Below are 18,519 nucleotides of genomic sequence, written 5' to 3'. Positions count from 1 at the left end.
TGAGAATCTGCAAGCAGCATTGGCGCAAGTGAAGCGCAACAAGGGTGCGGCAGGCGTCGATGGGATGACCGTCGGCGAGCTATCGGCCTATCTGAAGGAGCACTGGCTCACGATCCGCGCCCAGTTGCTTGACGGCACCTATAAGCCACAGCCGGTGCGGCGGGTGGAGATACCGAAGGCGTCGGGCGGCCTGCGGCCGCTCGGCATCCCGACGGTGCTCGACCGCTTCATCCAGCAGGCGGTGATGCAGGTGTTGCAGGCAGATTGGGACGGAACGTTCTCCGAGGCGAGCTTCGGCTTCCGGCCGACCCGCTCGGCGCATCAGGCGGTGGAACGGGCGCAGACCTACATCGCATCCGGTTACGCCGTCGTCGTCGACATCGATCTGGAAAAGTTCTTCGACCGGGTCAACCACGACATCCTGATGGGGCTCATTGCCAAACGGGTCGCTGACAAGCGCCTCCTCAAGCTCATCCGTGGCTTCTTGACTGCGGGTGTGATGGAGGCAGGGCTGGTCAGCCCGACGGAGGAGGGTACGCCGCAAGGCGGACCGCTCTCGCCGCTGTTGTCGAACCTGATGCTGGATGTGCTGGACAAGGAACTGGAGAAACGCGGCCATCGCTTCGTGCGCTACGCCGACGACTGCAATATCTATGTACGCAGTCAGAAGGCGGGCGAGCGGGTGTTGGCCGGCCTCGAACGGTTCCTCGAAAAGCACCTCAAGCTCAAGATCAACAAGGCCAAGAGTGCGGTCGCCAAACCGAGCGTTCGCAAGTTCCTGGGCTTCAGCTTTACCGGCGGAAGTGAACCACCGCGACGGCGCATCGCGCCGCAGGCGCTCGCCCGCTTCAAGGTAAAAGTTCTGGAGCTGACGCGACGCACGTGCGGTCGAAGCCTCGTGCAGATTACCAAGGAGCTGTCAGCCTACCTGATCGGGTGGCGCGGCTACTTCGGCTTCTGCCAAACCCCGTCGGTGTTGCGCGTGCTTGACCGGTGGATCAGGCGGCGGCTGCGCGCCGTCGTCTGGAAGCAATGGAAGTATGGACCCGCTCGCTTCGCCGAGCTGCGACGCCGTGGCGTCGGCCGGGATCTGGCAGCGCAAACTGCCGGCGCCCCGCATGGCCCTTGGCGGCTCGCGAACAGCCCCGCGCTTGCCATTGCTCTGCCAAACAGCTTCTTCGCTTCGCTCGGCTTGGCTTCCGTCACGGGACAGTGGCCTGCATAATCCGCCGAACCGCCGTATACGGACCCGTATGTACGGTGGTGTGGGAGGGGAGGAGTCGCGAGACTCCCCCTATCCCGATTGTGCGGTCGTCTTCAAATGCCTGCTGCGGCGAAAGCATGATGCGGAAAAGTGCGAAGCGGTTTTCCGAAAAGATCATGCGCAAACAACACCCTAAAGCGCGACGACGTTCATCCCAATCTCATCGCGCTTTAGCCGGGATCGCGCGGTCCTGACCATTGGCGCCTTGCGTTGGGATCGACCACCGACATGCCGATGCCGTCCGTCGCGCGTACCGGCACTGCGGCCGGATTGAAATCCTCGAGACAAAATACGTTGGCCCCGAAATGATCGGGCGCGGCACGCTTGCGGGGAAACGTGTAGATGCCGCAGCGTGAGCAGAAGAAGTGCCTGGCGCGCTTTGTATTCCATTCATAGCACGCGAGCTGATCCTCACCGCTCTCGATGGTGAGCGCGCTCTCGTGGACCTTCGTCATCAGCGCATTTTTCCGCCGGCATAACGAACAGCGCAAGTCGTGAGTTCGATGATGTCTGACACCAGGCTGAACGTTACCGCGATGAGCCTCGATAGGCCGGCATGCTGGTCTCTTTCTCTTTCAGGCGCATTCGAACATCGGCGAGACAAGCCGGCCGCACAACGATCGATTGATCGCAGAACAATGTTTGGTGATCGCGGCAGCCTCCGCAAGGTTGTGATCATTCAGCCATGATCGGCCGCTAGCAGGGACTCCTGGAGTTCATGCGGAGTTCATTTCGAGTTCCCTAGCTTTCGGCGGTCCAGACCCGCCACGGTCAAACCTTTCACCACCAACACCAACCATCCCCCTCAGGAGGAGACATCCATGCCAGCATTGCTTCGTCCGGCCCTTACCGCCTTCGGCGTCGCGTGCCTTGTGTCCGCAGCATCGCTTGCCTCCTCCGGTGCCGCGTACGCGCAGGCCAAGCAGCAGGCTGCGCCCCCTCAACAGGCTGCGCCGCCTCAGCAGCAGGCGCCTGCGCTGAAGCAGATCGCGCTGACTGAAAAGCAGCTCGAAGGCGTGCTCGCTGCGCAGAAGGACATGGACGCGATCACGCAAAAGCTTCCCGAGAACACCGCGCCCGACCAGAAGGTGATGGGGCAGCTGGACGGCGTCGCCAAGAAGCACGGCTTTGCCAGCTATGACGAGTACAACAACGTCGTCGACAATATCAGCCTGGTGCTCGGCGGCTTCGATCCCGCCACCAAGAAATATGTCGGCACCGAAGCCGTCATCAAGGCGCAGATCGCGCAGATCCAGGCCGACAAGAAGATGCCGGCCAAGGACAAGAAGGAAGCCCTCGACGAGCTCAACGAAGCGTTGAAGACTCCGGCGCCGCAGGTCGAGAACAAGGGCAATATCGATCTGGTCGGCAAGTACTACGACAAGCTGGTCGCAGCGCTGGGTGACGATCAGAACTGAATGGACGATACGTTCGGTTGCTTACGTGGGCCACGCCTCTCTTCCCGCATGCTATCGCATTTGAGAGCTTTTCCCTGCGGCCATCCTTCGAGACGCCCGCTTGAGGCGGGCTCCTCAGTATGAGGGCGGAGTGCGTGGTTACGGTTTCAAAGGCGCTGACGCTGGTTGGCCTCATCCTGAGGAGGCGTTAAAGCATGATCCGGAAAAGTGCGCAGCGGTTTTCCGAAAAGATCATGCGTAAACAACAAGCTAAAGCGCGATGACGATTCATCCTGATCTCATCGCGCTTTAGCGCCGTCTCGAAGGACGAGGCGCGCGCAGACTGCCGCAACAAGTCATATACGATGGCCCTGCCTCCTGACGGGACGATCGCCGGCATCAGACCCGACCAAGAAAGTCGAGCACCCGGGCCGTCAGCAGCGCGGCCGCATCCGGCTCGTATGACGGTAGGGAGCGGTCGGCGAGAAAGTGTTGATCGCCGCGATACAAGAAAAGCTCCGCGCCCTCGACCTTCTCCACAATCTCGCGGGCCGCGTCGATGTCGCCGTCGCCGACGAAGATCGGATCGTTGTCCATACCGTGAATTTGCACAGGGACGCCGTCCGGCCAAGGACCGAAAGCCCATTGCCCGCTGATCGGCAGGCAAGAGCAGAAGAGCAGGGCTCCGAGGGCCCCGGGCCGTGTCTGCGCAAGCTTCTGCGCCGGCAGCACACCGAACGAGAACCCCGCATACACCAGCTCGGACGGCAGTTCGTCGGCGACGTGGACGCCGCGCTCGCGCATTTGGTCGAACCCGATCTCGCCGATGTAGGCGAGACCCTCCTCGATGCTATGAAAAATGCGTCCGTCGAATAGGTCCAGCGTATGCACGGTATGGCCGCCCGCCCGCAAATCATCCGCAAACGCGCGCACCCCCTGGGTCAACCCCTGCGCGTGGTGAAACAGCAGGACCTCGGCCATGCGGAGCTCCAAACGGGATGAGCAAGCGGATCGTTCAATCTGCTAACGCATCGTCTCGCTGTCGGCAACGTGCGCACGTTGCCGTGCAAATGAATTTCAGTTGAGGTGATGTGCGTCCAGAGCTCGCATCGCCTCTCGCGCAGAGGAGATGTGAACCTCGGTCCATCGATCGAGTCACGCGCGCGGGGGCGACGGTTTGCGGCTCGGCTCTCGGCCATCACGCCTCGGCCGTCATGTCTGGCCAGTTTACGTCTTGGCCATCATGCGCCAGCTCGAACGTTCGACGCCTTCTGAAAGGCAAAAGGCCCCGGAGTGATCTCCGGGGCTTTCGTCGCTTCGCTGCTTGCAGCGGGGCGCGACTACGTCCTCGTCCGCATCCGCATCATGAAGCTGTCGAAGCTCAGCTCCGCGACCTGCATCCAGGCCAGCGACTCGTTGCGGTAGGCGGCGAGGCTCGCATGCATCTTGCCGAAATGCGGGTTGCTCTTGGAGAGATCGGCGTAGATCTCGTTCGCAGCGCTGTAGCAGCCCTCCAGCACTTCCTGCGGGAAGGGTTTGAGGACCGCGCCGGCGACCAGCAGCCGCTTCAGCGCCGGCGGGTTGACCGCATCATACTTGCCCGTCACCCAGGTGAAGGTGTCGCGCGAGGCGCACTCGATCGCGGCCTGGTAGTGCTTCGGCAGCGCGTTCCACTTGTCCAGGTTCATGATGTTGTGGCCCTGGCCGGTGCCTTCCCACCAGCCCGGATAATAATAGAACTTCGCCACCTTCACGAAGCCGAGCTTCTCGTCGTCATAAGGGCCGACCCATTCGGCGGCATCGATGGTGCCCTTCTCCAGCGCCGGATAGATGTCGCCGCCCGCGATTTGCTGCGGCACGCCGCCGACCTTGGCGATGATCGTGCCGGCGAAGCCGCCGACGCGGAATTTCAGGCCTTGCAGATCGGCCATCGACTTGATCTCCTTCCGGAACCAGCCGCCCATCTGAGCGCCGGTCGAGCCGGTTGGAATGCCGATCGCGTTGTGTTCCTTCAAGAGGGCGTTGAGCAGATCCTGTCCGCCGCCCCATTGCAGCCAGGAGATGTGCTGGCGCGTGTTGAGACCGAACGGCAGTGCCGTGCCGAAGGTGAAGGCGGGATTCTTGCCCCAGTAGTAATACAGCGCGGTGTTGCCCATCTCGACGGTGCCGTTGGACACCGCATCCAGCACCTGCAGCCCCGGGACGATCTCTCCGGACGCGAACGGTTGGATCTGGAATCTGTTGTCCGTGACCTCGGCGACGCGCTTGCAGAAATATTCGCAGCCGCCATAGAGCGTGTCGAGCGCCTTCGGCCAGCTCGCGGCGAGTCGCCATCTGACCTCCGGCATCGATTGTGCAACGGCTGGTGCGGCAACAGCACTCGCGGCAAGGCCCAATCCGCCCGCCGTCAGGAATTTACGACGTTCCATGCGCTTCCCCTCTCTCTCTGCTGTCGAGTCCTCGACGAGGGATCGCGATCTTGGTGCCGCTTTGGTCTTCGCCGGGCAGCCGACGTTGTGTCCGAAATCTTGGTTTTCCGGATCGCGATCAGGATGGCCAAAGGGGGTGCGCAAAGCAAGCGCTCTTTGGTCGTGTCCCGGCACGGCCGTTCAATGTTGCGCTGCGAACGCCGCTTCCATCGCCTTTCGAACCTTCACCGTCTCGTTGTTCGCGTCGAACTCCACGTCGCTCCAGCGCACCACCGCGCCATGCGCGACGTCACGCCTCAGCTTCACCCGATGCGCGAGGCCGATCGGCAGCGCGCCGGCCCTCAGGCTGGCGGCCGCCGGCACCAGCTTGCCCCACACCGTGTAGCCGCCTTCGCCGTCCAGCATCTCGCCGGCGCGCAAGACACGCTTGGCGACCGCCGCGACGTCGCCGCGGAAGCCGTAGGGCTGCCCGGTCGGCTCATTGCGCAGCGCAGCCGACAGGATCGAGATGTTCAGCTCGAGCCCGATCAGATGATAGGGCTTGTACATGGCAGCGTACCGCCCGCTGGTATCGGTCTTCAGGCCGTATTGCCTGAAACAATCCGCCGCATAGTCGTTCGGCGCCTCCAGCACGACATAGACGCCCCAGCGCAGATCGCGAAACACCGGCCGGCCGTCGCGCTCGAGCGACGATACCACCTCCACCACGCCGGAGCTTTCCAGCACGCCGCCCTTGTCGCTGGGCCGCATGACATGCGGCAGGTCGTCGACGCCGCAGGGCGGAAACAGCAGGCCGCCTGAGGGCACGTCGAGCCCGCAGGCGTTGGCGATCGCGGCCATCTCGATCGCCGATTTGGTGCCGTCGAGGAAGGAGTTGAACATCTGCGGATTCATGCCGGCCGACTGCGCCTCGCCGGCGGTGAGGCCGTAATGCTGCCAGACGCCATCAGGCGTGACATCGTGATAGGCGGGCAGGTATTTCGTGCCTTTGCCCGCGGCAACGACGTGAAAGCCGGTGGCGCGGGCCCAGTCGACCATCTCCGCTGTCAGCGCCGGCTGGTCGCCATACGCGAGCGAATAGACGACACCGGCTTTCCGCGCTTCCTCGGCAAGCAAGGGCCCCGCCAGCACGTCGGCCTCGACGTTGACCATCACGACATGCTTGCCCGCCGCGATCGCGGCGCGCGCATGCTTGATGCCGATCGCGGGATTGCCGGTCGCTTCTACCACCACATCCATTGCACCGCCGGCAATGGCGCGGGCGCCGTCATCGGTGAAGACGGTCCTGACGATGCGCTCGGCATCCCAGCCGACGGTGCGGCATGCCTCGCGCGCGCGCTCGCGGTCGATATCGACGATGATGGGGACTTCCAGCCCCGGCGTGTGCGGCACCTGCGCCAGAAACATCGAGCCGAATTTGCCGGCGCCGATCAGCGCGACACGGACGGGTTTGCCGGCGGCCGCGCGGGCCTGGAGGAGGCGGAAGAGGTTCATGGGGTACCGATCAATTATCGTGTCCCGGACGCGGTGCGGCGCCAAGTGCCGCTCCGCAGAGCCGGGACCCAAAGAAAAACTATCTGCGTGGCCTGGGCCCCGGCTCAGCAGCGCATCACTGACGTGCTGCGCTGCGTCCGGGGCACGAGACCTGTTTACTCCGCCGCCTGCCGCGGCGCCCGTGCCAGCCGCAGCAGCGCATCGTCGTCCACTGTCTTGATCGGCGTGAAATCGCGATGCGCGATGTACTCCGGTCGCGTCGGTGTGCGGATGTAGTTCGAGACCGCGTTCAGCGTCAGGTACACGATCTTGCGCGGGTAGGGGGTGATGTTGCCACTCGAGCCATGCACGAGATTGCCGTGGAACATCAGCATGCCGCCGGGCTTGCCGGTGGGCGCGACGATGCCGCCCTGCTTGACGAGACGCGTCACGGTGTCCTCGTCCAGCGTCCATAGCGGATAGGAAGTGGTGGCGAGGTCGTGCGAAGCTTCGAGATCGCCGGCATTCTGGCTGCGCGGCACCAGCATCAGGGGGCCGTTGATCGGCATCACCTCGTCGAGGAAGATCGCGATGTTCATGGCTCGCGGCTCCGGCATGCCGTCGTCGCGCTTCCAGGTGCCGTAATCCTGGTGCCACTGCCAGACGTCGCCGGTGAAGGCCGATTTCGCGTTGATCTTGAACTGGTGCATGTAGACGGGCTCGCCGAACACCTGCTCGACCGGCTCGATCATGCGCGGATGTGCGCCGAGGATTCCGAACGCCTCGTTGTAGAGATGCGCGGCAAAGGCCGTGCGCGGCGCGCCGCTCTTCTCGCGCCAGATCTCGGGCCGGTTGGCGTCGTAGATACCGACGGCCTCCCGCGCGAGCAGGTCGACCTCTTCCTGGCTGAAGAGCTCGGGGAGAAACAGCCAGCCCTCGCGGTGGAAGAACTCCAATTGCTCCTGAGACAGTTTCATGGTCGTCCTCCTGTTGAATTGATTTTTGTTGTCGTTCCGGGGCGGTCCGTAGGACCGAACCCGGAAACCTCGAGATTCCGGGTCGCGCTTTCGCGCGCCCGGAATGACGGCGCGCAGATAGCTACGCCGCCGCCTCGTCCGTCGCCCGCAATCTCTCCTCAGTCATCCGACCCGCCGTCTGCGCATGCGCCAGCGCCGCACACTCGGCGGCCTTCGCCTCGCCCGCGAGAATGTGTTTTGCGATGTCGGCATGCTCGGCCCAGGCGCTGCCGCGATAGTCGAGCTCCGACAGCACCGTCGCCATCGAGCGGCGCATATGCGGCCATTGCGGCGCAATGGTCTCCTCGATCACGGGATTGCCGGCGAGCTGATAGATGGCGCGGTGAAACTCGACGTCGAGCGAGATGAGCTCGGCGAGCGGCGTGTTGCGGTCGATGCTCCGTCCGGCTGCGAGCGCCGCGTCCAGCCGCGCGCGTCCCGCCGCGTCGGTGCCTGCGCGCTCCGCCGCGAGCCGCGCGGCGAGCGCGTCGATGGCGCCGCGCACCTCGTAGAGCTGGCGGATGCGGGAGGGATCGAGCTGCGTGACTTCAAAGCCGCGCTTGCCGCTCTCGGCAACGAGGCCCTGCCGGTGCAGCAGATGCAGCGCATGGGACACCGGCTGGCGCGAGACGCCGAGCTTGTCGGCGAGCTCGTTCTGACGGATGCGCTGGCCAGGTTGAAGCGTGCGGTCGGAGATCGCCTCCAGGATCCGGGCATAGACCTGGTCGATCAGGTTCGGGAGCGGGTCGAGAGGGATCACGCCGGCAGCTCCGAGCAAAAGGGAATACGGAATTCCGTATTCCAATGTACTCCAGGGGAGAGGACGGCGTCAATGGTGTCCTAAACCGTTGATTTTATTGGGAGTGGTCTACTGTGCATGGGGTTGTTTTCGCGGCAGTGAGCCGGTTCAGGGTTCCAGCACCTCCACGTCGAGCGCCGCAATCCGCTCCGCATCGGCCAGAGCCTCGATCGCGGCAATACGGTCGCCGCTGAACGCGACACGCAGCGCGATGCGCAGCTGGTCGCCGAGGATGAGCGCTCAGTCCGACAGAAACCTGTTCACCACCTCGCCGAACTCCAGCGGCGCCTGCTCGAACATCCAGTGGCCGGCATTGGGGATCACCGCCGCCTGGGCGCCTGCAATGTGCTCGGACAGCACACGCCAGATCACGGACAGGCTCCCCGTGGTTGCGCCGCCGCCGATCAGCAGTGTCGGCGTCCTGATCGCCTGCGCGTCGCTGAGCGTGTAGGGCTGGCGCTGCTCGTTGATCTGGCCGAGGAAGGTCAGCGCGTTGTCGCGTAGCTGCTGTTTTGCGGCCGCCGGCACGCGACGCCAGGAGCCGTCGCCCTCGATGCCTTCATAGAAATTTTGCAGCGCGCCCTCGATGTCGCCGGCGCGGATCATCTCGGCCGAGCGTATCGTCTTCGCAGCGAGCGGCGGATGCGCGGGCGTGCCCTCCGGCAGCGGCAGGCTGGCATCGAGATCGCCGCCGGGCTCGGCGAGCACCAGCTTTCGCAACAGATCAGGCCGCGCTTGCGCCACGCGAAACGCGATATGGCCGCCGCGCGAATGGCCCATCAGATCGACCGGTCCGGGTTTGACTTGCTCAATGAGCGCGATGGTGTCGGCAACATGCTGCGCCATCTTGTAGTCGTCGCCGACGGCGTCCCAATGCTCGGGAAAGAAATGCCGCAGGCTCACCGAGATCACCCGATGCTTCTTCGACAGCGGCCCGAGCACCGAATACCAGGTTCGGAAATCGCCTAACGTGCCGTGCACGCAGACCAGCGGACGGCCTTGGCCGACTTCGAGATAGGCCATGTCGTAACCGTTGACGCGAAAGCTCTGCATGATCAGCTCGCCAGAAAATCCAGGACGATTTCGGAGTATTTCTGCGGCGCCTGCTCGAACATCGGGTGGGTCGCATTCGGGATGATCGCCGTCTTGGAATAGGGCACATGCGCGGCCAGCGCATGCAGCACCTTCGGCAGCAGACCCTTGGTCCGCGCGCCCAGGATGAACAGCGTCGGCATCAGAATCGATTTCGCATCCGCCTTCGAGAAGGGCGGGCGATTGTCGCGGACCTGCCCGATCAGGGTGTAGGCATTGTCGCGAAGGTTCTGCTTCACCATCGCCGGCAGCCGCGCCCAGGTGCCGGCGCCCTCCAGCGCGTCGACGAACACCGCGAGCCCGCCGTCGACATCGCCCGCTGCGATCTTCTCCGCCGAAGCCGTGAAGCGCGCCAGCAGCGGCGAGGGACCGCCAACATAGTCCGGGTCGAGGCTCGCATCGAGCTCGCCGCCGGGTTCAGCCAGGACCAGCCGCCGGAGCAGGTCCGGCCGCCGCTGCGCCACGCGAAAGCAGATGTGCCCGCCACGGGAATGGCCCATCAAATCGACCGGGCCGAGATCGAGTTTCTCGATAAAGGCGATGACGTCTTGGACATGCTGGGCAATCGAATAGGTGTCGCCGATGCCGTCCCATCGATCGGGAAAGAAGTGCCGCAAGCTGACGGCGATCACCCGGTGCCGCTGCGTCAGCGGCCGGAGCACGCAACCCCAGACGCGGAAGTCATTCAGCGATCCATGCACGCAGACCAGCGGCGCGCGGCCCTTGTCTTCGCCCACGTCCAGATAGGGCATGTCGTATCCGTTGACGTGGAGGCTTTGCATTCGGGGCTCGCGAAAGGGGACGGCGGAACTCCTGTGCAAGATTCCCGGAAACCGGGTGGATCGCAACTATTTCCAAGCCTAGATTTGGCGAGAGATGAAAGTGGGGGCCTGCGACAAGGACGCAAGCCAGGAACCAAGCCATGACCGGCCAGCATTTTGCCCTGTTCGACACAAGGATCGGCCTCTGTGCCATCGCCTGGGGGCCACGCGGCATCAACGGCACGCAATTGCCAATGGGCGGCGAGCAGAAGATCCGCACCCGCATCAGCCAGCGCCATCCTGACGCCAGCCAAGCCGAGCCCACCGCCGAGGTGCAACAGGCGATCGACCGCATGACAAAACTGCTCGCGGGCGAGCCCGACGATCTCACCGATATTCCGCTCGATCTCGATGGCGTGCCCGAATTCAACCGCGGCGTCTACGAGATCGCCCGCGCGATTCCGCCCGGCAAGACCATCACCTATGGCGACATCGCAAAACAGCTCGGCGGCGTCCAGCTCTCGCGCGATGTCGGTCAGGCGCTCGGCCGCAACCCGTGCCCAATCGTCGTGCCCTGCCATCGCGTGCTGGCGGCCGGCAACAAGCCCGGCGGCTTCTCGGCGAATGGCGGCGTGGTGACGAAGCTTAAGATGCTCGAGATCGAAGGCGCGCTGGTGAACCACACGCCGAGTTTGTTTGATTGAGGCTTAAATCTTCGCCGCCGTCTTCGGCCAATACCGATCGCGCAAGTGCCGCTTCACCAGCTTGCCCGTGGGCGTGCGCGGCAGCTCGGCTTCGAAATCGATCGAGCGCGGGCATTTGATCGTGGAGAGGCGGCTTTTGCAGTAGGCGATCAGGTCGGCCTCGAGCTCCTTGCCGGCGCGCGTCATGTCGTGCGGCTGCACCACCGCCTTCACCTCTTCGCCCATCTCCTCGTTCGGCACGCCGAACACGGCGACGTCGGCCACCTCGGGATGGGTGATGAGCACGTCCTCGGTCTCCTGCGGGTAAACGTTCACGCCGCCGGAGATGATCATGTAGGACTTGCGGTCGGTGAGGAACAGAAAGCCGTCCTTGTCGAGATAGCCGACGTCGCCGAGCGTCGACCAGCCCTTGGCGTTATAGGCCTTCTTCGTCTTCTCGGGATCGTTGTGATAGGTGAAGGCGGGCGCGTCGGCGAAATAGACCGTGCCGATCTCGCCGGTTGGCTGCTCCTCGTCGTTCTCGTCCAGGATCTTGATCTTGCCGACCACGGCGCGGCCGACGCTGCCGCGATGCTCAAGCCATTCTTTCGAGTTGCACACGGTGACGCCGTTGCCTTCCGAGCCTGCGTAATACTCGATTAGGATCGGGCCCCACCAGTCGATCATCTTGGCCTTGACGTCGACGGGGCAAGGCGCGGCGGCGTGGATCGCGCCCTTCAGCGTCGAGACATTGTATCTGGTGCGAACCTCGTCCGGCAGCTTCAGCATGCGCACGAACATGGTCGGCACCAGCTGCGATTGGGTGACCTTGTATCTCTCGACCAGCTTCAAGAACTCTTCCGCGTCAAAATGCTCCATGATGAGGGAGGTGCCGCCAAGCACGATTGCCATCATGTTGAAGCGCAGGGGCGCAGCGTGATAGAGCGGCGCTGGCGAGAGGTAGATGCTCTCGGCGTTCATGCCGCACATGTCGGCGCAGAGCACCTTCAGCAGCGGATTCGGCGCGTCGATCGCCTTGCCTTCAAACGCCTTCTTGACGCCTTTCGGCCGTCCGGTCGTGCCGGACGAATACAGCATATCGTAGCCGGCGACCTCGTCCGCAACCGGCGTGATCGGCTGCGCGGCTGCTTCCTTGTCGTAAGAGCGGAAGCCGGGTAGGGGCTCGTCCATCATGTAGAAGACCGGCTCGTTCGGCGTCCCCTCGATCAGGCCCTTGATCTGGTCGGCGCATTTCGGCGTGGTGATCACGACCTTGGCGCCGCAATCGCCAATGATGTAGTCGATCTCGTCCTGCTTCAGATAACGGCTGATCGCGGTGTAATAGAGCCCGCTGCGTTGTGCCGCCCAGCAGATCTCCATGAAGGCGAGGCGGTTTTCCATCAGCAGCGCGATGTGGTCGCCGGCCTTGAGGCCGAGCGAGCGAAACAGCTGAGCGCCCTGGTTGGAGAGCTCGTCGAGCTCGCGATAGGTGATCGCCTTGCCGGTGCCGGCCATCTGATAGGCGATCTTGTCGGGAGTCGTGCGGGCATGGATGGACGGATGGGTCATGGGGCTGCTTCAAGACCGGCAAATGGATATGACGTTCCCCGGACGCAGCGCAGCATGAAGTGGTGCGCTGCTGATCCGGGGTCCACTGTGGGGCATGGGTCCCGGCTCTGCGCAGCAGCGTTGCACGCTGCAGCGCGTCCGGGACACGAGAGCAGCCTACAGCCGCTCGACGATCGTCACGTTGGCCATGCCGCCGCCTTCGCACATGGTCTGCAGGCCATAGCGCTTGCCGCGCTGGTGCAGGGCGTGAACCAGCGTCGTCATCAGCTTGGTGCCGGAGCCGCCGAGCGGATGCCCGAGCGCGATGGCACCGCCATTGACGTTGAGGCGCGCCGGATCGGCGCCGGTGGTCTTGAGCCAGCTGGTCGGCACTGAGGCGAACGCCTCGTTGACCTCAAACAAGTCGATGTCGTCGATCGTCATGCCGGCCTTCTCCAGCGCCTTCTTGGTGGCGTGCAGGGGAGCATCGAGCATGATGACGGGATCGCCGCCGGTCATGGTCATGTGATGGATGCGCGCCAGCGGCGTGGCGCCGAGCTGCTTGAGGCCGCGCTCGTTCACGACCATCACGCCGGAGGCGCCGTCGCAGATCTGGCTGGCGCTGGCCGCAGTCAGCTTGCCATTCTCGGCAATCAGCTTGACGCCCTTGATGCCGTCGAGGGTGACGTCGAAGCGGATGCCTTCGTCGACGTGATGGGTGTCCTTGCTGCCGTCGGCGCGGGTGATCTCGATCGGCACGATCTCCTTCTTGAAATGGCCGGCCTGCGTCGCTGCGATCGCGCGCTGATGGCTCTGGTACGAATATTCGTCGAGGTCATCCTTCGACAGGCCGTACTTCTCGGCCATCATCTCGGCGCCGGTGAACTGGCTGAACACGATGTTCGGATACTTCGCCTCGATGCCCGGGCTCTTGTAGTGGCCAAAGCCGTTCTTGGCGGCGAGCTGCGAGGACAGGCCCATCGGCACCCGCGTCATCGATTCCACGCCCGCCGCGATGACTACGTCCATCGTGCCGGACATCACGGCCTGCGCCGCGAAGTGCAGCGCCTGCTGCGAGGAGCCGCACTGGCGGTCGATCGAGGTGCCCGGCACGCTCTCCGGCAGCTTTGACGCCATGATCGCGTTGCGCGCAATGTTATTGGACTGCTCGCCGACCTGCATCACGCAGCCCATGATCACGTCCTCGACCAGGGCGGGATCGACCTTGGTGCGATCGACCAGCTCGTCCAGCACCTTTGCGGCGAGATCGGCCGGATGCCAGCCGGCGAGGCGGCCCCCCTTGCGCCCGCCCGCGGTACGTGCGGCGGCGACGATGTAAGCCTCGGCCATGTCGGTTTCTCCCTGGATTCTTGATTTGGGTTGTTGTCGGGAACGGATTTAAGGGGTGGGATATCGTTTAGTCAATCGATCAATTAACTCTTGTGAAGAGGCGCTGCATCGGCTTATCTGCGGCCGGCTTCACGCGCGAGAACAGGGATCTCCGTGACGAACAGCGTACCGAACAGGCTTCCGAGCGGGAAAAATTCCACGGCAGAGAAATTGCTCGTGGCCGCGAGCGAGCTGATGATCGAACGCTCCTCGATCGAGATCTCACTCTCCGACATCGCCCAGAAATCGGGCGCCAACGCCGCATTGGTGAAATATCATTTCGGTAATAAGGACGGCCTCTTGCTGGCGCTGCTCGAGCGCAACGCCGCCACCGAGCTGTCCAACCTGGAATATCTCCTGGCGCAGCCGATCACGCCGACGGCAAAGCTGAAGCTGCATATCGCCGGCATCATCCGCGCCTATTACCGGTTCCCGTACATGAACCGACTGATCCACTATCTGCTGCATGAGAGCGCCGCCGGCTCCGCCGACGAAGTTTCGAAGTTCTTCGTGGCGCCGCTGCTGGATTTCCACCGCCGCCTGCTCGCCGAAGGCGAGACGAGCGGCGAATTCCGCGTCACCGATCCGGTGCTGTTCTACACCAGCTTGATCGGCGCCTGCGATCACCTGTTCTTCGGCCGGCATGCGATGTCTCGCGCGACCGGCGTCGGCCCGGTCACCGACGACGTCTGCCGGCAATACATCAAGCACATGGAAACGCTGATCTGCGGCGGTATCCTCGCGCAAGCCGAGAAAGCCGCTGCTGCCGGATAATCCGGCCATCACTCTCAGAGTCCAGAGAAGAAACGCCCAAGGAAAAGGTAGAGGAAAGGTACAAGCGATGGAATTGAAAGACGTAGCCGTTCTCATCACCGGTGGGGGCTCGGGTCTCGGTGAAGCGACCGCCCGCGCCATGGCGGCCAAGGGCGCCAAGATCGGCGTGATCGACCAGAACAAGGAGAACGCCGAGAAGGTCGCCGCCGAAGTGAAGGGCGTCGCGCTGCACGCCGACGTCACCAGCGAGGAGCAGATCAAGGCCGCGATCGCCAAAGCGGAAGCCGCGCACGGCGTTGCCCGCGTGCTGATGAACTGCGCCGGCATCGGCGGCTCGCAGCGCATCGTCGGCCGCGACGGCGTCTATCCCCTCGAAAAGTTCGCACGCATCATCAACGTCAATCTGATCGGCACCTTCAACTGCCTGCGGCTGTTCGCCGAGCGCCTGGTCACCATCGAGCCGGTCGGTGAGGAGCGCGGCGTCATCATCAACACCGCCTCCGTTGCCGCTTACGAAGGCCAGATCGGCCAGATCGCCTATTCGGCGTCGAAGGGCGGCGTTGTTGGCCTGACCTTGCCGGCCGCGCGCGACCTCGCCAGCCAGAAGATCCGCGTCAACACCATCGCGCCCGGCCTGTTCTTCACGCCACTGCTGATGGGCCTCAACGAAGAAGCCCGCAAGAGCCTGGGCGCCCAGGTGCCGCATCCCTCGCGCCTCGGCGATGCCAAGGAATACGGCGCGCTGGCGGTGCACATCGTGGAGAATGCGATGCTGAACGGCGAGACCATCCGGCTCGACGGCGCCATCCGCATGGCGCCGCGGTAGGGCGGTTGCCGCTCCTTACCCTCCCCTGGAGGGCGAGGGTCGATTGCGCGAAGCGCGAGCGGGGTGGGGTGATCTCTCCAGACGGGCAGCATCTCAAGTGGAGAGACCGTCACCCCACACCGGCTCACATTTCGCTGCGCGCAATGTGAGCCGACCCTCCCCCTCCAGGGGAGGGTGAGAGACGGTCTCCGTGTGGCAAGAAAGTGCGAGGCCCCATGTCCCAACCGCTGCTGATCGAGCACGACGACGGCGTCGACCGGGTGACGCTCAATCGTCCTGACCGTCTCAACGCGCTCGATCCGGCGCTGATCGATGCGCTCAATTCCTATTTCCAGGGCCTGCAGCGCAATCGCGACACGCGCGTCGTGGTGTTCAAGGGCGCCGGTAAGAATTTCTGCGCCGGCCTCGACCTCAAGGCCGCGATGGCGCGCCGGGCCGGGCAGCAGGAGCCGCCCGGTGTTACCGAGTCATTGGACTCGCAGCGGCGCATCGCCGACATCGTGATGCTGATGCGGCGCTGCCCGCAGCCGATCATCTCGCTGCTGCAGGGCGCCGCGGCCGGCGGCGGCTTTGCGCTGGCGCTCGCCTCCGACATCCGCATCGCGACGAAATCGGCGCGAATGAACTGCGCTTTCATCAAGCTTGGCCTTGGCGGCTGCGACATCGGCACCAGCTATTTTTTGCCGCGGCTCGTCGGCGTTTCCGTCGCGTCCGAGCTGATCCTCACCGGACGCTTCGTCGGCGCCGAGCGCGCGCTCGCGGTCGGGCTCGTCTCGGAGGTCGTCGACGAGGACAAGCTCGATGCAGCGGCCGAGCCTTATGTCGATGCCATGATGATGGCCTCGCCCGTGGGGCTGCGCCTGTCGAAAGAATGTCTCAATATGAGCGTCGATGCGGGATCGCTGGAGGCGGCGATCGCGATGGAGGATCGCAACCAGGTCCTGTGCAGCCGTTCCGAAGAATTTTCGGAAGGCATCAGGGCCTTCCTTGAGAAGCGAAAGCCTGTCTATATCAAGCGCTGAACGACGAAGATCCGCAAAGGACTATAATTCCGGGAGACGCAAAATGAGTGGAAGTGCGGCGGCGGTGATGACGAAGCCCGCCTTTCGCAAGGTCGAGTGGCTCAAGCGCGACATCGATGTCGAGCGCCGCGCCGACGGCACCGTCGTGCTGAAGTCGCGCATTCCGCTGCAGCCTTACGAGACGCACATCCCGGCGTCGCTGGCGAAATGGGCCAGGGAAGCGCCCGAGCGCATCTGGCTCGCGCAGCGCGGCGGAGCGAACCGCGAATGGCGCAAGGTCTCCTATGGCGAGGCCAAGCGCACCGTCGACGCGCTGACGCAGGCGCTGCTCGATCTCAAGTTGGGCGGACGCCCGGTCGCGATCCTCTCCGGCAACTCGATCGAGCACGCGCTGATGACGCAGGCCGCGATGCAGGCGCGCGTCCCGGCGGCGCCGGTGTCGCCGGCCTATTCACTGATGAGCCACGATCACGTCAAGCTGAAGTACCTGTTCGACCTGATCAAGCCGGCCGTCGTGATGGTGCAGGACGGCCCGACTTTCGAGAAGGCGCTAAAGGCACTCGATCTCGCCGGCCTCACCGTCGTTCACGTCGCGCGGCCCTGCGACGGCATCAAGAGCGTCAGCTTCGCCGAGCTCGGGGCGACGCCGGTGACCAGGGATGTCGAGGACTCGATCGCGAAGATCACGCCCGATACCGTCGGCAAGCTGCTGTTCACATCCGGCTCGACCGGCATGCCCAAGGCCGTCATCAACACGCAGCGCATGATGTGCGCCAATGCGGCGATGATGATGCAGGTGCGACCGCGCCTCCCGGGCGGCCCGCTGCCGGTCGTGCTCGACTGGATGCCGTGGAATCACACCATGGGCGGCAACGCCGCTTTCCATCCGGTGCTGGTTGATGGCGGCACGCTGTATATCGATGACGGCCGCCCGATGCCAGGCCAGCTCGAGGAGACCATCCGGAATCTGCGCGAGATCTCGCCCACCTATTACGCCAACGTGCCCGCTGGCTATGCCGCGCTGGCGGCGGCGATGGAGAAGGACGATTCGCTCTGCCGGTCGTTTTTCAAGAACCTGTCGATCATGGCCTATGGCGGCGCGCGGCTGCCCGACGATCTCTACGACCGCATGCAGACCCTCGCCGTGAAGGCCACCGGCGAGCGCATCGTGTTCTACACCGGCTGGGGCTCGACCGAGACCGCGCCGACCTCGACCGGCACCTATTGGGACACCGAACGCGTCGGCTTGATCGGCCTGCCGTTTCCCGGCGTCGAACTGAAGATGGTGCCGTGCGGCCCGAAATACGAGCTGCGTGTGCGCGGCGTCAACGTCACGCCCGGCTATTTCGGCCAGCCGGACCTGACCAAGAAGATGTTCGACGAGGAAGGCTTTTACCGCATCGGCGATGCCGGCATCTTCGTCGACGATGCCGATCCGGTGAAGGGCATCATCTTCGCCGGCCGCGTGGTCGAGGACTTCAAACTCACAACGGGCACGTTCGTGCATGTCGGCTCGCTGCGTACCGATGCGATCGCTGCGGCGACACCCGTCGTGCATGATGCGCTGGTCGCTGGGCAGGACCAATGCTCCATTGGTTTGCTCGCCTGGCCCAATCTGCATGCGTGCCGCCAGCTCGTGGGCAATCCCGACCTCAGCTTCGAGGACGCGGTGAAGCACCCCGAAGTGATCGCCTGCTTTAAGCGTGGTCTCGAAGCACACAACAGGGAATGCGCGGGCGCCAGCAGCCGCGTCATCGCCCGCGCCATGCTGATGGCCGAGCCGCCCTCGATCGACGGCAACGAGCTCACCGACAAGGGCTACATCAACCAGCGCGCCGGCCTGGAACGCCGCGCGGCCCTGGTGGAGCGGCTCTATGCGGACCAGCCGGACCAGGATGTGATCGTGCTGCGATGAGTGCGGAGTGAATTCGTCATTCCGGGACTGGGTAGCGCGAACTATGGTGCGCAATTGCGCACCTGAGAATCCAGAGATGACTAAATCGAGATTCCGGGTTCGGCGCTCCGCGTCGCCTAGGAATCACAGCA

The 18,519-nt window shown here is 64.0% G+C and carries 17 protein-coding genes (1 of these 17 running past the window's edge); 7 read left to right on the top strand and 10 right to left on the bottom strand.

The annotated features are described in order from the left end of the window. A protein-coding gene (ltrA, locus tag AC5V87_RS36295) for a group II intron reverse transcriptase/maturase (RefSeq protein WP_456837647.1) crosses the window boundary here: on the top strand, window positions 1-1,225 show its 3' portion. The gene continues 155 nt to the left of window position 1, outside the view; the window shows 1,225 of its 1,380 coding nt (coding positions 156-1,380); its start codon lies off the left edge, out of view; its stop codon occupies window positions 1,223-1,225. Between the two features lie 209 nt (window positions 1,226-1,434). On the opposite strand, the gene AC5V87_RS36290 is transcribed toward ltrA, so the two are convergent. Then, window positions 1,435-1,719, bottom strand: coding sequence for a GFA family protein (locus tag AC5V87_RS36290; RefSeq protein WP_495369328.1), 285 nt, complete (start codon window positions 1,717-1,719; stop codon window positions 1,435-1,437). Window positions 1,720-2,085: 366 nt separating this feature from the next. Here AC5V87_RS36290 and AC5V87_RS36285 point away from each other — a divergent pair, with 366 nt between their 5' ends. Then, the gene (locus AC5V87_RS36285) at window positions 2,086-2,682 is read left to right on the top strand and encodes a hypothetical protein (RefSeq protein WP_495369327.1); all 597 of its coding nucleotides are present in this window, start codon (window positions 2,086-2,088) and stop codon (window positions 2,680-2,682) included. Window positions 2,683-3,060: 378 nt separating this feature from the next. On the opposite strand, the gene AC5V87_RS36280 is transcribed toward AC5V87_RS36285, so the two are convergent. The 7 genes from AC5V87_RS36280 to AC5V87_RS36250 all read right to left on the bottom strand — a co-directional run bounded on the left by AC5V87_RS36280 (window position 3,061) and on the right by AC5V87_RS36250 (window position 10,252). Further along, window positions 3,061-3,642 (bottom strand): dienelactone hydrolase family protein, encoded by a 582-nt coding sequence (locus tag AC5V87_RS36280; RefSeq protein WP_495369326.1) that lies wholly within the window; start codon window positions 3,640-3,642, stop codon window positions 3,061-3,063. A gap of 359 nt (window positions 3,643-4,001) precedes the next feature. Beyond that, window positions 4,002-5,090, bottom strand: a complete 1,089-nt coding sequence (locus AC5V87_RS36275) for a TRAP transporter substrate-binding protein (RefSeq protein WP_456842378.1) — start codon at window positions 5,088-5,090, stop codon at window positions 4,002-4,004. Between the two features lie 180 nt (window positions 5,091-5,270). Then, window positions 5,271-6,584 (bottom strand): NAD(P)H-dependent oxidoreductase, encoded by a 1,314-nt coding sequence (locus tag AC5V87_RS36270; RefSeq protein WP_495369325.1) that lies wholly within the window; start codon window positions 6,582-6,584, stop codon window positions 5,271-5,273. Window positions 6,585-6,739: 155 nt separating this feature from the next. Beyond that, on the bottom strand, window positions 6,740-7,540 hold the full coding sequence (locus AC5V87_RS36265) for a phytanoyl-CoA dioxygenase family protein (RefSeq protein ID WP_495369324.1): 801 nt from the start codon (window positions 7,538-7,540) through the stop codon (window positions 6,740-6,742). A gap of 121 nt (window positions 7,541-7,661) precedes the next feature. Continuing rightward, entirely contained in the window at window positions 7,662-8,339 is a 678-nt protein-coding gene (locus AC5V87_RS36260; RefSeq protein WP_495369323.1) for a GntR family transcriptional regulator, read from the bottom strand. A gap of 279 nt (window positions 8,340-8,618) precedes the next feature. Then, on the bottom strand, window positions 8,619-9,431 hold the full coding sequence (locus AC5V87_RS36255; protein WP_495369322.1) for an alpha/beta fold hydrolase: 813 nt from the start codon (window positions 9,429-9,431) through the stop codon (window positions 8,619-8,621). Between the two features lie 2 nt (window positions 9,432-9,433). Then, the gene (locus AC5V87_RS36250; RefSeq protein ID WP_495369321.1) at window positions 9,434-10,252 is read right to left on the bottom strand and encodes an alpha/beta fold hydrolase; all 819 of its coding nucleotides are present in this window, start codon (window positions 10,250-10,252) and stop codon (window positions 9,434-9,436) included. A gap of 140 nt (window positions 10,253-10,392) precedes the next feature. On the opposite strand from AC5V87_RS36250, the gene AC5V87_RS36245 reads away from it, so the two are divergent. Beyond that, the gene (locus AC5V87_RS36245; RefSeq protein ID WP_495369320.1) at window positions 10,393-10,935 is read left to right on the top strand and encodes a methylated-DNA--[protein]-cysteine S-methyltransferase; all 543 of its coding nucleotides are present in this window, start codon (window positions 10,393-10,395) and stop codon (window positions 10,933-10,935) included. Window positions 10,936-10,938: 3 nt separating this feature from the next. Here the strand turns inward: AC5V87_RS36245 and AC5V87_RS36240 are convergent, their stop codons facing one another. Both AC5V87_RS36240 and AC5V87_RS36235 read right to left on the bottom strand, forming a co-directional pair. Then, window positions 10,939-12,483, bottom strand: coding sequence for an acyl-CoA synthetase (locus tag AC5V87_RS36240; protein WP_495369319.1), 1,545 nt, complete (start codon window positions 12,481-12,483; stop codon window positions 10,939-10,941). 156 nt (window positions 12,484-12,639) lie between these two features. Then, window positions 12,640-13,812: an acetyl-CoA C-acetyltransferase gene (locus tag AC5V87_RS36235; RefSeq protein WP_456842384.1), complete on the bottom strand. Its 1,173-nt coding sequence runs from the start codon at window positions 13,810-13,812 to the stop codon at window positions 12,640-12,642. Between the two features lie 234 nt (window positions 13,813-14,046). Here AC5V87_RS36235 and AC5V87_RS36230 point away from each other — a divergent pair, with 234 nt between their 5' ends. From AC5V87_RS36230 to AC5V87_RS36215, 4 genes are all read left to right on the top strand, one after another. After that, window positions 14,047-14,625 (top strand): TetR family transcriptional regulator, encoded by a 579-nt coding sequence (locus tag AC5V87_RS36230; protein ID WP_456842385.1) that lies wholly within the window; start codon window positions 14,047-14,049, stop codon window positions 14,623-14,625. 67 nt (window positions 14,626-14,692) lie between these two features. Next, window positions 14,693-15,451: an SDR family NAD(P)-dependent oxidoreductase gene (locus tag AC5V87_RS36225; protein ID WP_128954145.1), complete on the top strand. Its 759-nt coding sequence runs from the start codon at window positions 14,693-14,695 to the stop codon at window positions 15,449-15,451. Between the two features lie 215 nt (window positions 15,452-15,666). After that, the gene (locus tag AC5V87_RS36220; RefSeq protein ID WP_495369318.1) at window positions 15,667-16,473 is read left to right on the top strand and encodes an enoyl-CoA hydratase/isomerase family protein; all 807 of its coding nucleotides are present in this window, start codon (window positions 15,667-15,669) and stop codon (window positions 16,471-16,473) included. A 43-nt stretch (window positions 16,474-16,516) separates the two neighbouring features. Further along, window positions 16,517-18,388, top strand: a complete 1,872-nt coding sequence (locus AC5V87_RS36215) for an AMP-binding protein (RefSeq protein ID WP_495369317.1) — start codon at window positions 16,517-16,519, stop codon at window positions 18,386-18,388. Window positions 18,389-18,519: the final 131 nt, after the last annotated feature.

This window comes from Bradyrhizobium sp. SOJA106 (genome assembly GCF_059448745.1).
The sequence above is the reverse complement of the archived record's forward strand: the minus strand, read 5'-3'. Positions and strand labels throughout refer to the sequence as shown.

Coding starts and splice junctions, on each gene's coding strand:
- AC5V87_RS36290 (WP_495369328.1), bottom strand. CDS start 1,719: ATGACGAAGGTCCACGAGAGCGCGCTCACCATCGAGAGCGGTGAGGAT.
- AC5V87_RS36285 (WP_495369327.1), top strand. CDS start 2,086: ATGCCAGCATTGCTTCGTCCGGCCCTTACCGCCTTCGGCGTCGCGTGC.
- AC5V87_RS36280 (WP_495369326.1), bottom strand. CDS start 3,642: ATGGCCGAGGTCCTGCTGTTTCACCACGCGCAGGGGTTGACCCAGGGG.
- AC5V87_RS36275 (WP_456842378.1), bottom strand. CDS start 5,090: ATGGAACGTCGTAAATTCCTGACGGCGGGCGGATTGGGCCTTGCCGCG.
- AC5V87_RS36270 (WP_495369325.1), bottom strand. CDS start 6,584: ATGAACCTCTTCCGCCTCCTCCAGGCCCGCGCGGCCGCCGGCAAACCC.
- AC5V87_RS36265 (WP_495369324.1), bottom strand. CDS start 7,540: ATGAAACTGTCTCAGGAGCAATTGGAGTTCTTCCACCGCGAGGGCTGG.
- AC5V87_RS36255 (WP_495369322.1), bottom strand. CDS start 9,431: ATGCAGAGCTTTCGCGTCAACGGTTACGACATGGCCTATCTCGAAGTC.
- AC5V87_RS36250 (WP_495369321.1), bottom strand. CDS start 10,252: ATGCAAAGCCTCCACGTCAACGGATACGACATGCCCTATCTGGACGTG.
- AC5V87_RS36245 (WP_495369320.1), top strand. CDS start 10,393: ATGACCGGCCAGCATTTTGCCCTGTTCGACACAAGGATCGGCCTCTGT.
- AC5V87_RS36240 (WP_495369319.1), bottom strand. CDS start 12,483: ATGACCCATCCGTCCATCCATGCCCGCACGACTCCCGACAAGATCGCC.
- AC5V87_RS36235 (WP_456842384.1), bottom strand. CDS start 13,812: ATGGCCGAGGCTTACATCGTCGCCGCCGCACGTACCGCGGGCGGGCGC.
- AC5V87_RS36230 (WP_456842385.1), top strand. CDS start 14,047: ATGATCGAACGCTCCTCGATCGAGATCTCACTCTCCGACATCGCCCAG.
- AC5V87_RS36225 (WP_128954145.1), top strand. CDS start 14,693: ATGGAATTGAAAGACGTAGCCGTTCTCATCACCGGTGGGGGCTCGGGT.
- AC5V87_RS36220 (WP_495369318.1), top strand. CDS start 15,667: ATGTCCCAACCGCTGCTGATCGAGCACGACGACGGCGTCGACCGGGTG.
- AC5V87_RS36215 (WP_495369317.1), top strand. CDS start 16,517: ATGAGTGGAAGTGCGGCGGCGGTGATGACGAAGCCCGCCTTTCGCAAG.